This window comes from Nocardioides sp., from assembly GCF_016462705.1.
Taxonomy (GTDB): domain Bacteria; phylum Actinomycetota; class Actinomycetes; order Propionibacteriales; family Nocardioidaceae; genus Nocardioides.
The window spans coordinates 1-13,782 of sequence record NZ_JAEMSS010000115.1 but is presented as its reverse complement, the minus strand read 5'-3'; the positions used below and the strand labels follow the sequence as shown (position 1 = coordinate 13,782).

Sequence of the window (13,782 nt, the reverse complement as noted above, 5' to 3'; positions counted from 1 at the left end):
GCCAACGACCCGGCCGTCTTCGAGGACACCAACGCCGCCAAGCAGGCGCTGCTCAACGGGCAGATCGACGCGATCCTCGCCGACCTGCCGACCGCGTTCTACATCTCCGCCGTGGAGATCCCGAAGTCCACCCTGGTCGGCCAGTTCCAGCCCGAGACCGGCGAGCAGGAGGTCTTCGGGATGCTCTTCGAGAAGGGCAACCCGCTGGTCTCCTGCGTCAACGAGGCGCTGGCGGTCATGAAGGCCGACGGGACCCTCGCGCAGCTCGAGCAGGAGTGGCTCTCCGACGTGGTGGACGTGCCCGAGCTCCAGTGACGAGCAACTGGTCACCGAGCGCGCGGGAGCTCGAGCGCGCACGGGTCCGGACCCGGCTGCGGTGGCGCCGGACGCTGATCGCGGCCACGGTGTCGGCGGTCGTCTTCACGGTGCTGACCGTCCTGGTGCTCACGTCGCCCGGCTGGCCCAGCGTCCAGGAGCTGTTCTTCAACGGTCGGCACGCGCGGGACTCGTTCGACGCGATCCTCGAGGGCTTCTGGATCAACGTCCGGCTCTTCCTGGTCTGCCAGCCGGTGATCCTGGTGCTGGCGCTCCTCCTGGCCCTGGCCCGGAGCTCGCGGTCGCCCTGGCTGGTGCCCGCCCGGGTGGTCTCGGTCGTCTACACCGACGTGGTGCGCGGCATCCCGACCATCCTGCTCATCGTCCTGTTCGCGTTCGGCATCCCCGGGCTGCGGCTGCAGGGACTGCCCGACAGCGCGCTCTTCTGGTGCGGGGTGGCGCTGATCGTGTCCTACAGCGCCTACGTGGCGGAGGTCTTCCGGGCGGGCATCGACTCGATCCACCCGTCGCAGCTCAACAGCGCCTACGCCCTCGGCCTCAGCCGCCCGCAGGCGATGCGGTTCGTCGTGGTCCCGCAGGCGGTCAAGCGGGTCGTCCCGCCGTTGCTCAACGACTTCGTATCGCTGCAGAAGGACACGGCTCTCGTGGCCGCTGCGGGGGTGTTCGACGCGCTCTTCGCGGCCCGCGACTACGGCAACTTCAACTTCAACTACACCCCGCTCGTGGTGGTCGCCGGCTTCTTCATCGTGATGACGGTGCCCCTGGCGCGCTACTGCGACTGGCTGCAGCGACGGTGGATGGAACGCGAGCGGGCGGGGGCGCTGTGACGCTGCTCGAGCTCGAGAACGTCCGCAAGTCCTACGGCGGCCGCGTGGTCCTTGACGACGTCGACCTGACCGTCGAGCGGCACGACGTCGTCTGCCTGATCGGGTCGTCGGGCTCCGGGAAGTCGACCCTGCTGCGCTGCGTCGACCTGCTGGAGGAGGTGGACGACGGCGTCATCCGGTTCGACGGGGCCGAGATCAGCGACCCGAGGGTCGACCCTCGCGAGGTCCGCCGGCGGATCGGCATGGTCTTCCAGGCCTACAACCTCTTCCCGCACCTCACGGTGCTGGACAACTGCACCCTGGCCCCGCGCCGGGTCCACGGCGTCCGGCGCGACCACGCCGAGGCGAGGGCCCGGGAGCTGCTCGCCCAGTTCGGCCTCAGCGAGCACGTCGACAAGCACCCGGACCGGCTCTCCGGCGGGCAGCAGCAGCGGGTGGCGCTGGTGCGGGCGCTGTGCACCGGGCCCGAGCTCCTGCTGCTCGACGAGATCACCGCAGCCCTGGACCCCGAGCTGGTCGGTGAGGTGCTGACCATCGTGCACGGCCTCGCCGAGGCCGGCACCACGATGGTGATCGCGACGCACGAGATGAGCTTCGCGCGCGAGGTCGCGACCTCCGTCTGCTTCCTCCACGAGGGGCGCATCCTCGAGCAGGGCCCGCCGGAGCGGATGCTGTCCGACCCCCAGGAGGAGCGGACGCGCCGGTTCCTGAGCCGGGTTCTCCCACCGAGCGGCTGACGCGGCCACTACATTGCCGCCGTGCGCCGACTCCTCGTGCTTGGCATCGCCCTGGCCGTCCCCGCTGTCCCGGTCCTCACGGCGGGCCCCGCCCACGCCCTCGACAACGTGATCTGCGTGAACCTCCAGGTCGCGGAGTGCGGCACCAGCGCCATGTCGATCTCGGCGGCCATCGCACTGGCCAACGCCAACACCGTCGACGACCTCGTCCTGGTCGGGCCGGGTGGTGCCGACGTCTACGACGACGGTCCCTACGTGCTCACCGGCTCGACCCACGGCATCACCCTGCGCGGCTCCGGGGTCGGCGTCACGACGATCACCGCGCCGCCGTCGGCGGCCTCGCAGAACTACCTGGTCGCGGACGGCGCGGTGGTGGAGGACCTGACGGTGCGGCTCGACCCCGCGCAGTCCAGCGGCGACGCCGGCATCGTGCTCGGCGGAGGGGCCGCGGCTCACCGGGTCGCCGTCGACGGTGCCGGGACCTTCAACGCGAGCGGCGTCCAGATGACCGAGGCCGAGCTCACGGACGCGGTGATCTCCATGCCGCTCGACGACAGCAACTCCTCCGGTCTGCGGACGGGCTCCGGTGCCGTCGTCACCGACTCGGCCGTCAGCGCGGCGGTGGGCGTCCTGCACTCCGGGAGCGGACCCGCGGTCCGGCTCTCCCGGACGACCATCGAGGTGTCCGGGTTCGCGGGCGTGAGCGCCGACAGCGGCAGCGTCGAGATCGACGACTCCGTGGTCGACCTCACCACGTCCGTCAGCGGCACCGGACTCCTCGCGGCCAACTTCAACAACGGTCAGCCCGAGACGATCGCGATCACGGCCGACCACGTCACCATCGTCGGCGGCGGCAACAACTCCGCGGGCGTGTGGGCGTACGCCGGCTCCGACTCCACCCAGCGGCGGCTCACGTCGACGGTCACGGTGACCAACTCGGTGATCGACGGCCCCTTCAGGTCCGGCATCGCGCAGGCCGGCAACGACGGCGCCCAGGGTGGCAACAGCGTGGCCACCCTGGACCTGAGCTACTCCGACCTCGAGGACCCGGTGACCGTCCCGGGCGCCAACGGCACCGTCGACGTCGTCGACGGCCCGGGTCGGCGGGACGGCACCGTGAACCCGCTCTTCGTCGATGCTGCGACCGGCGACTACCGACTGCGTCCGGACTCGCCGCTGGTGGACCAGGGCGACCCGGCCGCAGGGGGTCCGCCGCTCGACCGCCTCCGCAACCCGCGGGTCATCGACGGTGACGCGGTGCCCGGAGCCGTGCGGGACATCGGCGCCTACGAGTTCGGCGACTTCACCGCGCCGGACACCTCGATCACGTCGGGACCCGCGGGCCTGACGAACGACAGCACCCCGACGTTCGGGTTCACCAGCGAGGCCGGGGCGACCTTCGAGTGCCGGGTGGACGCGGGCGCCTACTCGGCGTGCTCGAGCCCGTTCACGACGCCGGTGCTGGCAGACGGCGCGCACACGGTCGAGGTGCGGGCCACAGACGCGGCGGCCAACGTCGACCCCACCGCCGCGAGCCGGGCTTTCGTCGTCGACACGGTGGGCCCGCAGACGACGATCACCAAGAAGCCCGGCAAGAAGGTCACGTCCACGAAGGTGAAGTTCAGGTTCACCTCCGAGCCGGGGGTCACCTTCGAGTGCAAGCGGGACGCCAAGGCGTACCGGCCCTGCACCTCGCCCTCGAGGTGGAAGGTGACGCTCGGCAAGCACGTGCTGCTGGTGCGGGCCGTGGACGCGGCCGGCAACCTCGACCCGACCCCGGCGCGCTACCGGTTCAAGCGCCTGCCCAAGCCCGAGCCGTCAGGCTGCACCGGCGAGTGCTGACCCCATCCGCCTGACGATCTCCGTGAGCCGCTCGGCCGAGGTGGCGATGTTGAGGCGCACGTGCCCGGTCAGTCCGGGCTGGTAGTCGTGGCCGGCGGCGACCCGTACGCCGCCGCGGAGCGCCACCGCTGCCGGGTCCGCGTGCCCGTAGGCACGCAGGTCGAGCCAGGCCAGGTAGGTCGCCTCGAGCGGCCGCATCCTGGCCTCGGGCAGGTGCTCGGCGAGCAGGCCGGCGAGGAGGGCCCTGAGCTCGGTCAGCCGCTGGACCAGCGCGGCCAGCCAGGCGTCGCCGTCGCGATAGGCGGCCACGGCGGCGACGACCCCGAGCGGCGACCAGGAGTCGTTGCGGGCCATCGGCACCTGCGTCAGCCGCTGGTGGGTCGCCGGGTCGGCGGTGACGACCTGGGCGCACCTGAGGCCAGCAGTGTTGAACGCCTTGGAGGCGGCGACGACGGCGACCGCGTGCGCACCGGCGCCGTCGAGCGTGAGGTAGGGGACGTGGTCCGCACCGGGCAGGACGAGCGGCGCGTGGATCTCGTCGCTGATCACCCTCGCCCCGTGCTTGACGGCAAGGTCGCGGATCCCCTCGAGCTCGGCCCGGGTGTGGACATGGCCGCACGGGTTGTGCGGGTTGGTGAGCAGCAGGGTCCGGGCTCCGTCGGCGAAGAGCCGGTCGAGGTGGTCGAGGTCGAGGACGTAGGCGTCACCGTCCGGGGTGACCGGCAGGTCCCACTGCTGGCGCCCGGTGACCTCGGCGAGCCCGAGCTGGGGCGCGTACGCCGGGAGCGGGAGCACCATCGGGCTCCGGTCGGGGCCGAGCACGTCGAGGGCCAGCCGCACCCCGGCCGTCACGTCGACGGTGGGGACGACCTGGGCCGGGTCGACCTCGTGGCCGAGGTGCCGGGCCGCGAACCCGGCGTACGCCCGGCCGAGCTCGCCGCCACCGAGCTCGAACCGCGGGTAGCCGAGGGTCCCGCGGCCCACCGCCTCCTGGACCGCGGCCACCACCGGCTCGGCGAGCGCGTAGTCCATCTCGGCCACCCAGGCCGGGATGACGCCGGGCTCGGTCATGCCCCACTTCAGCGGGAGTGCGGCGCGGGCCTCGTCGTCGCTGAGATCGCGGATCTGTGACGTCACCCGGTCACGGTACGAGGCCGTGCTCGTGGGCGAACACGACGATCTGCACCCGGTCCCGCAGCGCGAGCTTGCGCAGGACGGCCCCGACGTGGGTCTTGACCGTCGACTCGCTGGCGAACACCTGCGCGGCGATCTCGGTGTTGGACAGCCCGCGGGCCACGGCCTGGAAGACTTCGCGTTCCTTGTCGGTGAGCCCGACGTACGCCGCCGGCGGCGGGGTCGCCTCGCGGAACTGGGTGTCCAGCAGCGCGGAGAGGTCGGTCGGCGCCAGGACCGCGTTGCCGGTGTGCACCGTGCGGATCGCGTCGCGCAGCTGCGCCGGGGTGGTGTCCTTGAGCAGGAAGCCGCTGGCGCCGTGACGGATCGCGGTGGCGGCGCGGTCGTCGAGGTTGAAGGTGGTCAGCACCACGACCCGCACCGGCCGCTCGCGGCGGGACACCCGCTCCGGCATGAAGATCTGCCTGGTCGCCTCGACGCCGTCCATCTCGGGCATCCGGATGTCCATGAGCACGACGTCGGGGGTGAGCTCGTCGACCAGCCGCACCGCCTCCAGCCCGTCGCCGGCCAGCCCCACGACGTGCATGCCCTCCTGTGCGTCGACGATCACCTTGACGCCCTCGCGGAACAGGTCCTGGTCGTCGACCAGGAGCACCCGGATGTCGGTCATCGGGACGCCCGCACCGGGACCCAGGCGGTCGCGGTGAACGTCATGCCCTCGGGCTCCTCGCGCCGCCGGACGTCCAACCGGCCGCCGACCGAGTCGAGGCGCCGCCGCATCCCCTCGAGCCCTTGCCCCGGGACCACCTCCGCGGCGCGCATCGGCTGGGTCTCGTCGGCCGGGCGGGCGCCGGCCTCGTCGGCGACGTTGCGGATCTCGATCCGCAGGTCCTGGTCGAACGTTCCCTCCGGCCAGTGCCGCTCGACGAGGACCGGCCGGTCCCGGCGCCCGTGCTTGATCGCGTTGGTCAGCATCTCCTGCACGACCCGGTGGGCCACGACCTCCAGCTCCGGCGGCAGTGGCTGGGGCGTGCCCACCTCGGTCGCGACGACCTCGGTTCCGCCGGCCCGGACGCCGTCGACCAGCTGCTCGAAGGCACCGGTGCGGGCTGGTGCCGGGTGCTGCGGACCCGACAGCACCTGGCGGACGTCCTGCAGCGAGGTCCGGGCGGAGGTGGCGATCGTGGCCATGGTCTTCTTCAGCGCCTCGGGATCGCCGTCTGGCAGGTACTGCGCGGACTCCGCCTGCGCGAGGATCACCGCCAGCGAGTGGCCGACCACGTCGTGCACGTCCCGGGCCAGCCGGGCCTGCTCCTCCCGGAGCTCGGCGATCTCGCGGGCCTGCTCGGTCTCCCGCTGGGCGCGGGCCGCGTCGGCCTGGGCCAGCTCGGTCCTGACCTCGGAGTGCCGTGCCCTGGCCATCGCCCGCAGGACCAGGCCCGCCAGCCACGGCACGGCCAGGATCAGCAGGCCGAGGATGGTCGCCCCGACCAGGAGCGTGTCGCTGAACCGGTAGGCGTTGTCCTCGATCTCACGGAAGATCGAGAGGTCCCGGAACACCTCGCCGAACCTGGTCTGGTTGACGATCACGTAGCCGACGGCGGCGGCTGCCGGGATGGACAGGCCGCTGACGACCAGCGTGAACGGGTTGCCCCAGCGCGCGCACCCGAACGCCACGACCGCGACCGCGAGCTGCACGGTGATGAAGCCGATCCCGAACAGCAGCTGGAGCGCGCAGACCACCCAGACGATGACCAGGCCCGCGAAGGGCGCCTTGCGGCACAGCCCGGCCGCGACGGCGAAGCCGAGGATGACGAGCACGTAGGAGGCCCGCGACTCGCCGAACCGCACGGTCATCGCCCACACCTCGAGCACCCCGGCGACGAGCACCGCGACGGCGACGACGGTCTCGGGAGCCCACTCCCGCAACCGCTCGTTCACGGACGCAACCTACGACGCCGCGGCGACGAGCGCGTCGCGGACCAGCAGATCGAGCAGCTCGGCGTACGACGTGCCCGCCGCGGCGAACATCTTCGGCACCTGCGACTGCTCGGTGAACCCGGGCATCGTGTTGACCTCGTTGAGCACCGGGCCGTGGTCGGTCACGAAGAAGTCGACGCGGGCCACGCCGGCGCAGCCGAGGGCGTCGTACATCGCGACGGCCGCCGCCTCGAGCGCGGTCCGCTCGGAGTCGGCCAGGTCCGCGGGGATCCGGAAGTCGGCACTGCCGTCGTACTTGGTCACCTCGTCGAAGATCCCGTCGGTCACGACCTCGAGAGCGGGCGCCACGACCCGGGTCCCGTCGGGCCGGCCCAGCACGGCCACGTCGACCTCACGCCCGGTGACGACCTCCTCCACCAGGACCCGGTCGTCGAGCGCCAGGGCGGCGTCGAGGGCACCACGCAGGTCGGCGGCCGTCCGCACGAGCGAGACCCCGTGGCTCGACCCGGCCGCGACCGGCTTGACCACGACGGGCCCGGTGAACACGTAGGAGGCGGCGGTCGCCGGCGTGAGCAGCACGTCGCCGGCCACCGCGATCCCGACGGCGCGGGCCACGAGCTTCGTGGCCCACTTGTCCATCGCGAGGGCGCCGGCGCCGAGCCCCGACCCGACGTACGGGACGCCGGCGAGGTCGCAGAGAGCCGCGACGGTCCCGTCCTCGCCGCGCGGCCCGTGCAGGACCGGGACCACGACCGCACCCGAGCGCAGCACGTCGACCGCGCCGGCCAGGCCGATCGGCCGCTGGTCGGCGTCCAGCCAGGCACCGTCGGGGTCGATGGTCAGCCGGACGACCTCGTACGCCGCCGGGTCGAGAGCACCGGCGACGGCGGCCGCCGAGGTCAGGGAGACCTCGTGCTCGCTGTTCTGGCCGCCCCCGATGACCACGGTCCTGATCCTCATCGCACGCTGCGCAGCCTGTGGTGGACGCTCCGGCGCAGCCGCGGTCCGAGGCCGGTGACGATCTCGTGCTCGATGGTGCCGGACCAGCCGGCCCACTCGGCCACCGTCGGCTCGCCCCGGTCGCCGGGGCCGAAGACGGTGACCGGCTCCCCGACCGCCGCGCCGGTGTCGCCGAGGTCGACCACTGCCATGTCCATCGAGAGGCGTCCGACCAGCGGCCGCCTGACCCCGCGCACCAGGACCTCCGCCCGCCCGGACGCGACCCGGGGGAGACCGTCGGCGTACCCGAGCGGCACGAGGCCCAGCCACGTGGTGGTCGGCGCCACCCAGGTGTGCCCGTATCCCACCGGCGTCCCCGCCCGGGCCCGGCGCACGCTGACCAGCGGTGCGGTCAGGGTCATCGCGGGCCGGAGGCCGGTGGCCCGGGACGGGTCGATGCCGACGAGCCCGGCGCCGACCCGGCTCATCGTGTGGTGGCTGAGCGGGTCGGTCAGGGTGGCCGCGGTCGCCGCCAGGTGGCGGTCGGTCGGTCGGAGGCCGCAGGCGCGCGCGACCTCCAGACCCCAGGCGAACCGGGTCCGTCCGGCGGAGTTGGCGGGGTGGTCGGGGACGTCCGCGGTGCCGAGGTGGCCCATGACGCCGACGACGCGCACCCGGCCGGTGCGCTCGGCCAGCCGGGCGGCCCGGCACAGGTCCGCCCACTGGTAGGGGGCGGCGCCGTCCCGGGCCATGCCCGTGTCGAGGTGCAGGTGCACCCGCGCCCCCGGCCCCTGCCGGGTGACCGCGTCGAGGTGCTCGCGACCCGGCACGGCCAGCTCCACGCCGGCGGCCACCGCGACGCCGTAGTCGGCGTCCACGGGGTTGAGCCAGCTGAGCACGGGCGCGGCGAGCCCGGCGTCGCGCAGCGCCAGAGCCTCGTCGACGCTGGTGACGCCGAGCCGGGTGGCGCCGTTGGCCAGGGCGGTGCGGGCGACGTCGACGGCGCCGTGGCCGAAGCCGTCGGCCTTGACGACGGCCATGAGCTCCCCGGTCGCGCGGCCGGCCAGGAGCCGGGTGTTGGCCGCGATCGCGGTCAGGTCCACGTCGAGCCGGGGCCCGGTGGCCGACCGCTCCGGCAGTGCGGCGACGGCGCTCATGCCGCGCCTGCCCGGTCGGCCAGGGAGCCGTAGAGCGCGGCCGGGGCGCCCACCGCGAGCGCCCAGTACCTGTCGCCGAAGGACCAGTGCCACCACTCGGTCGGGTAGTTGACCAGGCCCACGGGCGTGAGGACCGCGGCGAGCAGCCGCCGGTGGGCCCGGGCGTCCGGGGAGATGCCGTCGGCGTCGAAGAAGCAGGCGCCTGCGGAGCTCTCGGGCGTCGCGTCGATCGGGGTGCCCAGGTCGAGCTCCTCCCCGACCACGTCGACCAGCGTCAGGTCGACCGCCGCCCCGGCCACGTGCGGCGCGACGTCGGCGGGCGCGACGTACCGGGACACCAGGTGGTGCAGGTCGGTCGCCGAGATCCCGGGGTGGGCCGCGCAGACCTCGGCCGAGTAGCGGGCGATGATCGCCCGCTGGTCGGCCATCGTCCGGTGGCCCTCGACGACCCGGAGCCGGATGCCGCGGGGCAGCAGGTCCTGGGCGGCGGCGAGCCGGTCGGCGAGCTCGGCGCGGACCAGGGCGTGGGCCGGCCCGAAGGAGGCGTCGAGCGCGACCAGGCGCTCGCCGGCGTCGTGCACGGGGACCGCGGAGACCCGCGGGTCTGAGAGGAGGATCGTCACCCCTCCACCGTGGCCGTCCGAGTCGCCGGCCGCCTCCACCTGAGGTGCCGGACCGCTGTCCTCGAGGAGGAGACCGCGCTCCTCGGCCCGGCGGCTGGGTACGGTCCTGGACGTGGCCAAGACGATGGTGCTGGTGATGCTCGGGGTCCTCGCGGTCGGCACGTCGGTGTCCGCCGCCACCGCCGGCAGCGTGGGGCTGGCGGTGGGTGCCGGGCTCATGTGGGTCGGCATCGTGCTGCTCGCCAGGCTGCCGTGGGTGCCGCGCGCGGAGCACGGACGGGTCTTCGCCAGGGCCGGGCTCGCGATCGGGTGCTACCTCGCCGGGGTGGTGACCGCGGCGCTGGCGATCAGCGGTCTGGACTGAGCTACGGCTCCGGGTCCCGCTCGCCCTCGGCGAGGGCCCGGCCCCGGGCCCGCCAGGCGGCCCGCTCGTCGGGCTCCATCTGCTCGACCTCCTCGGCCAGCTGGGTCATCGCCACGCCCATCGCGTCCTCGAACCGGGGCTCTCGCACCAGCTCGCGGATCGTGAGCTCGCCGTCCAGGCAACGCCGCACGAGCCGGCGTACCTCCGGGTCGTCATGGTTCTCCGCGATCGCCACCAGGCTCTCCCGGAGGACCTGCTGCCGCACCGGCTCGTCCGGGGCGTACGCCGCGACGGGGTCGGCGGGGCGGCTGGTCACGCGACCGCCGGGTGGTCGTAGGCCCCGCCGGAGAGCACCAGGTCCTCGTCCATGTTGACGAAGCTGGTCCACCCCGCGACCAGGCCGACCGTCCCCTCGGCGGCCGTGACCGCGGCGTCGTGGGCGGTGACCACCTGGTCCCAGGTGCGCTCGCACTTGTAGATCTTGTACGCCGTCGCCCCGCCGCCGATCAGGGCGCCCAGACCGGTCCACGAGCTGGCCGCGGTGGCCAGGGCGCAGATCCCGAGGTCGATGAGGTGGTCGAGCAGGATCGACATGATGCTCCCGATCGACTCCGCGGTCTGCTGCATCCCGACCGCGCACTGGTCCAGCTCCGTGGCGATGTCGCTGAACGGGTCGTCGAGGTCCTCCAGCGAGGCCTGCATCCGGTTGAAGTGCGTGACCGCGGCATCGGCGGCGTTGCCGGTCCAGTCGAGACCCAGCTCGCGGGCCACGTCGTCGACCTGGTGCGCCATCGCCATCGCGTAGTCGCCCAGCTTGCGGATGGCGTCCGCGGACCTGCTGACCTCGTTCCAGTCGCCGCCGAACTGCTCGGACAGCCAGTCGACCGGGTTGAACCCGAAGACCAGCTCGATCCCCTTGAGCAGGTAGGTCGAGGGCGACAGCCAGTCCTGGATGTTCATGGCCTCGGTGAGCGCGGTCGGCAGCGGCGCGTGCGCGACCGGCGCGGTGAGCTCGGTGGACGGGGCAGGCATGTCGCCTCCTCAGCGCGGGCCGGGTCCGAGCGGCGCCTCGTCGAGCTCGGCCAGGCCGGCGTCGTACTCGGCGGCCTCGGCCGCGTCGGTGGTCTCGTACATGTGGGCGACCTGGCGAAGCTCCGTGCCCGAGGAGCCGAGGATCCGGTCCATCGTGCCGAGCATGGCCTCGACCTGGTCCCGGACGCCCTCGATGGCGCCGACGACCTGTTGGAACATGCCTGCGTCCGAGCGGGCCAGGGTGAGGTGGTCCCCGGCGTAGCTGACCGCGGCCGCCGTGTCGCCCGAGAGCGTGGTGAGGCGGTCCCCCTGCGCGCGGAGGGTGGAGGGTTGCACCGAGAAGCTCACGGCCGCACCTTGCCCCGGCGACCTGGCCTCGAAACCACCTGCTGGACCGCTCTGCCATGCTGCCGCCCATGTCCGACGAGAACAAGATCGAGCTGGGCCGGGGGACCGGTCCACTCCGCGGCGTGAAGGTCGTGGAGATCGCCGGGATCGGCCCGGGCCCGCACGCGTGCATGATCCTGGCCGACCTCGGCGCCGACGTGATCCGCGTGGAGCGGCCGGGCGGGCAGATGCTGGCGGGCGGGGCGACGATGACCCTCAACCGGGGCCGTCCCTCGGTGGCGCTCGACCTGAAGAACCCCGAGGCGGTCGCGACCGTGCTCGAGCTGGTGCGCGGTGCCGACGTGGTCGTGGAGGGGATGCGACCCGGCGTCACCGAGCGGCTGGGACTCGGTCCCGAGGACTGCCTGGCGGTCAACCCCCGGGTCGTCTACGGCCGGATGACCGGCTGGGGCCAGCACGGCCCGCTGGCGCAGGCCGCCGGCCACGACATGAACTACATCGCGATCACCGGCGCGCTGCACATGATGGGCCAGACTCCGGACCGGCCGCAGTTCCCCGCCAACCTGGTGGGCGACTTCGGCGGAGGGTCCACCTATCTCGTGATCGGCATCCTCGCGGCTCTGCTCGAGGCCAGGGTGAGCGGCCAGGGTCAGGTCATCGACGCCGCCATCGTCGACGGCACCGCCCATCTCAACGCGATGACCGCGGCGTTCGCCGCGAGCGGCGGCTACCGGGAGGAGCGGGGGGCCAACCTGCTCGACGGCGGCGCTCCCTTCTACGACATCTACGAGACCGCCGACGGCCGGCACATGTCGGTGGGGGCCCTGGAACCGCAGTTCTTCGACACGCTCGTGACCCTGCTCGGCGTCAAGGACACCTGCCCGGGCCAGGGTGACCTCGACCGGTACGACGAGATGCGCGCGGTCCTCACCGCGACGTTCAAGCAGCGGACCCAGGCGGAGTGGGTCCAGCTCTTCGAGGGCACCGACGCGTGCGTGGCGGGCATCCTGCCGTTCAGCGAGGCCGTGCACCACCCGCACCTCGTGGCCCGCGGCACCTTCGTCGAGCACGAGGGCATGGTGCAGCCGCAGCCGGCTCCGCGGTTCTCGCGCACCGAGGCGACCCTCGGGCTGCCGCCCAGTGCGATGGCGGGCCAGCACACCCGGGACGCGCTGACCGCATGGGGCATCGCGGACGTCGACGGCCTGCTCGACAGGGGAGTGGCAGTCCAGACGTGAAGCCGGACGTGAGCCCCTCGTGAAGCCGTTCCTGTTCCTCGGCATCCGGGCGCAGGACGCCGCCGCCGACGACGAGTACGCCGCGGTGCTGCGCTGCTCGGGTCTGGACGAGCGCGACGTGCGCCGGGTGCGTCTCGAGCGGGACGTGCTGGGCGACCTCGACCTCGGGGACTGGTCGGGCATCGTCGTGGGCGGCGGGCCGTGGAACGTCAGCGACCCGGAGGACGCGAAGGCGCCCGAGCAGGTCCGCGGCGAGGCGAGGCTGCGAGCGCTCGCGCTGCAGGTGGTCGCGGCCGACTTCCCGTTCCTCGGCGCCTGCTACGGCGTCGGCACGCTCGGCACCCTCGCCGGCGGAGTCGTGGACCGCACCTACGGCGAGCCGATCGGCCCGATGGAGATCACGCTGACCCCGGAGGGCCGGGCGGACCAGCTGCTCGGGGGCCTGAGCGACCGGTTCACGGCCCTGCTGGGTCACAAGGAGGCGGTGTCCCGGCTCCCGGACCGTGGCGTGCTGCTCGCGTCCTCGGCGACGTGCCCGGTCCAGGCGTTCCGGATCGGCGCGAACGTGTACGCCACCCAGTTCCACCCGGAGCTGGACGTGCCGGGGATCCTGACCCGGATCGAGGTCTACCGCCACTTCGGCTACTTCGAGCCCCACGAGGCCGACGAGATCATCGCCGGGTCGCGTGCGGCGCACGTCACCGAGCCGCCGCTGATCCTCGAGAGATTCGTCGAGCTGTTCGCCCGGGACTGACCTGGGTACCGGGCCTGCATGGGAATCGACGACAAGGCAGAGAACCAGGGAACCGACATCAAGGGCCGCGCCAAGGAGGCAGCAGGCTCCCTCACCGGTGACGACGAGCTCAAGGCCGAGGGTCGCGGCGACCAGGCCGAGGCATCGGTCAAGAAGGCCGGCGAGAAGGTCAAGGACGCCGTCGGCGACGTCAAGGACGCCTTCAAGAAGTAACCGAGCAGCACCGAGCACCAGCAACGCCCCCGCGTCACGATGCGGGGTATCACGGACCGCGCCCCTACTATGGGAGCGCGGTCCGTCCAGTCTTGCCTCGGACCTGCCTGCCGCCCCCACGAAAGCGTTGACTCGCCGGGCCGGCACCCATCTGGTGAGACATACCACCACCACGAGTTAGTGACTCTCTTGTCCTCTGCACTGCCTTCTGCCCTGCCCACCTCCTCGTTCGCCGACCTCGGTGTGCCGGCCGACCTGGCCGCGGTCTATCCCGACCTGAGTGACGAGCGCCTGCAA

17 protein-coding genes are annotated in these 13,782 nt (G+C 73.0%); 8 read left to right on the top strand and 9 right to left on the bottom strand.

Annotated elements, in window-relative coordinates:
• From JHD21_RS14615 to JHD21_RS14600, 4 genes are all read left to right on the top strand, one after another.
• The coding region (locus JHD21_RS14615; protein WP_292676676.1) for a transporter substrate-binding domain-containing protein at window positions 1-315 on the top strand (315 nt) is incomplete at its 5' end.
• A complete protein-coding gene (locus tag JHD21_RS14610) occupies window positions 312-1,163 on the top strand; it encodes an ABC transporter permease subunit (protein WP_292676674.1) in 852 nt (283 codons plus the stop codon). The genes JHD21_RS14615 and JHD21_RS14610, both read left to right, overlap by 4 nt.
• Entirely contained in the window at window positions 1,160-1,900 is a 741-nt protein-coding gene (locus JHD21_RS14605) for an amino acid ABC transporter ATP-binding protein (protein ID WP_292676672.1), read from the top strand. Before JHD21_RS14610 ends, JHD21_RS14605 begins: the two co-directional genes overlap by 4 nt.
• 21 nt (window positions 1,901-1,921) lie before the next feature.
• Window positions 1,922-3,742 (top strand): Ig-like domain-containing protein, encoded by a 1,821-nt coding sequence (locus tag JHD21_RS14600; RefSeq protein WP_292676670.1) that lies wholly within the window; start codon window positions 1,922-1,924, stop codon window positions 3,740-3,742.
• On the opposite strand, the gene JHD21_RS14595 is transcribed toward JHD21_RS14600, so the two are convergent.
• From JHD21_RS14595 to JHD21_RS14570, 6 genes are read right to left on the bottom strand one after another with little or no spacing between them, the layout of a single operon-like run.
• Window positions 3,719-4,879 (bottom strand): aminotransferase class I/II-fold pyridoxal phosphate-dependent enzyme, encoded by a 1,161-nt coding sequence (locus tag JHD21_RS14595; RefSeq protein ID WP_292676668.1) that lies wholly within the window; start codon window positions 4,877-4,879, stop codon window positions 3,719-3,721. The genes JHD21_RS14600 and JHD21_RS14595 overlap by 24 nt on opposite strands.
• Before the next feature lie 4 nt (window positions 4,880-4,883).
• Complete coding sequence (locus tag JHD21_RS14590; protein ID WP_292676665.1) at window positions 4,884-5,546, bottom strand: response regulator transcription factor; 663 nt, start codon at window positions 5,544-5,546, stop codon at window positions 4,884-4,886.
• Window positions 5,543-6,817 (bottom strand): histidine kinase, encoded by a 1,275-nt coding sequence (locus JHD21_RS14585; protein ID WP_292676663.1) that lies wholly within the window; start codon window positions 6,815-6,817, stop codon window positions 5,543-5,545. The genes JHD21_RS14590 and JHD21_RS14585 overlap by 4 nt, the downstream gene beginning before the upstream one ends.
• A gap of 9 nt (window positions 6,818-6,826) precedes the next feature.
• Window positions 6,827-7,777, bottom strand: coding sequence for a D-alanine--D-alanine ligase (locus JHD21_RS14580; RefSeq protein WP_292676661.1), 951 nt, complete (start codon window positions 7,775-7,777; stop codon window positions 6,827-6,829).
• Window positions 7,774-8,913, bottom strand: a complete 1,140-nt coding sequence (gene alr / locus JHD21_RS14575) for an alanine racemase (RefSeq protein WP_292676658.1) — start codon at window positions 8,911-8,913, stop codon at window positions 7,774-7,776. The genes JHD21_RS14580 and alr overlap by 4 nt, the downstream gene beginning before the upstream one ends.
• The gene (locus JHD21_RS14570) at window positions 8,910-9,536 is read right to left on the bottom strand and encodes a M15 family metallopeptidase (protein ID WP_292676656.1); all 627 of its coding nucleotides are present in this window, start codon (window positions 9,534-9,536) and stop codon (window positions 8,910-8,912) included. The genes alr and JHD21_RS14570 overlap by 4 nt, the downstream gene beginning before the upstream one ends.
• A gap of 112 nt (window positions 9,537-9,648) precedes the next feature.
• Here JHD21_RS14570 and JHD21_RS14565 point away from each other — a divergent pair, with 112 nt between their 5' ends.
• Window positions 9,649-9,900: a hypothetical protein gene (locus tag JHD21_RS14565; RefSeq protein WP_292676654.1), complete on the top strand. Its 252-nt coding sequence runs from the start codon at window positions 9,649-9,651 to the stop codon at window positions 9,898-9,900.
• Window position 9,901: 1 nt separating this feature from the next.
• Here JHD21_RS14565 and JHD21_RS14560 read toward each other — a convergent pair whose 3' ends face one another.
• From JHD21_RS14560 to JHD21_RS14550, 3 genes are read right to left on the bottom strand one after another with little or no spacing between them, the layout of a single operon-like run.
• Window positions 9,902-10,216, bottom strand: coding sequence for a hypothetical protein (locus JHD21_RS14560; protein ID WP_292676652.1), 315 nt, complete (start codon window positions 10,214-10,216; stop codon window positions 9,902-9,904).
• The gene (locus JHD21_RS14555; protein WP_292676650.1) at window positions 10,213-10,932 is read right to left on the bottom strand and encodes a WXG100 family type VII secretion target; all 720 of its coding nucleotides are present in this window, start codon (window positions 10,930-10,932) and stop codon (window positions 10,213-10,215) included. The genes JHD21_RS14560 and JHD21_RS14555 overlap by 4 nt, the downstream gene beginning before the upstream one ends.
• A 9-nt stretch (window positions 10,933-10,941) precedes the next feature.
• Window positions 10,942-11,280, bottom strand: a complete 339-nt coding sequence (locus JHD21_RS14550) for a hypothetical protein (RefSeq protein WP_292676648.1) — start codon at window positions 11,278-11,280, stop codon at window positions 10,942-10,944.
• Window positions 11,281-11,348: 68 nt separating this feature from the next.
• On the opposite strand from JHD21_RS14550, the gene JHD21_RS14545 reads away from it, so the two are divergent.
• The 3 genes from JHD21_RS14545 to JHD21_RS14535 are packed head-to-tail and all read left to right on the top strand — an operon-like array spanning window position 11,349 to window position 13,485.
• On the top strand, window positions 11,349-12,518 hold the full coding sequence (locus JHD21_RS14545) for a CaiB/BaiF CoA-transferase family protein (protein ID WP_292676646.1): 1,170 nt from the start codon (window positions 11,349-11,351) through the stop codon (window positions 12,516-12,518).
• Between the two features lie 19 nt (window positions 12,519-12,537).
• Complete coding sequence (locus JHD21_RS14540; RefSeq protein WP_292676644.1) at window positions 12,538-13,272, top strand: glutamine amidotransferase; 735 nt, start codon at window positions 12,538-12,540, stop codon at window positions 13,270-13,272.
• Between the two features lie 18 nt (window positions 13,273-13,290).
• Window positions 13,291-13,485, top strand: coding sequence for a CsbD family protein (locus tag JHD21_RS14535; RefSeq protein WP_292676642.1), 195 nt, complete (start codon window positions 13,291-13,293; stop codon window positions 13,483-13,485).
• Window positions 13,486-13,782: the final 297 nt, after the last annotated feature.

Excerpts from the sequence above, each read along its gene's own strand:
- JHD21_RS14545 (WP_292676646.1), top strand. The coding sequence starts at position 11,349 with ATGTCCGACGAGAACAAGATCGAGCTGGGCCGGGGGACCGGTCCACTC.
- JHD21_RS14590 (WP_292676665.1), bottom strand. The coding sequence starts at position 5,546 with ATGACCGACATCCGGGTGCTCCTGGTCGACGACCAGGACCTGTTCCGC.
- JHD21_RS14535 (WP_292676642.1), top strand. The coding sequence starts at position 13,291 with ATGGGAATCGACGACAAGGCAGAGAACCAGGGAACCGACATCAAGGGC.
- alr (WP_292676658.1), bottom strand. The coding sequence starts at position 8,913 with ATGAGCGCCGTCGCCGCACTGCCGGAGCGGTCGGCCACCGGGCCCCGG.
- JHD21_RS14555 (WP_292676650.1), bottom strand. The coding sequence starts at position 10,932 with ATGCCTGCCCCGTCCACCGAGCTCACCGCGCCGGTCGCGCACGCGCCG.
- JHD21_RS14580 (WP_292676661.1), bottom strand. The coding sequence starts at position 7,777 with ATGAGGATCAGGACCGTGGTCATCGGGGGCGGCCAGAACAGCGAGCAC.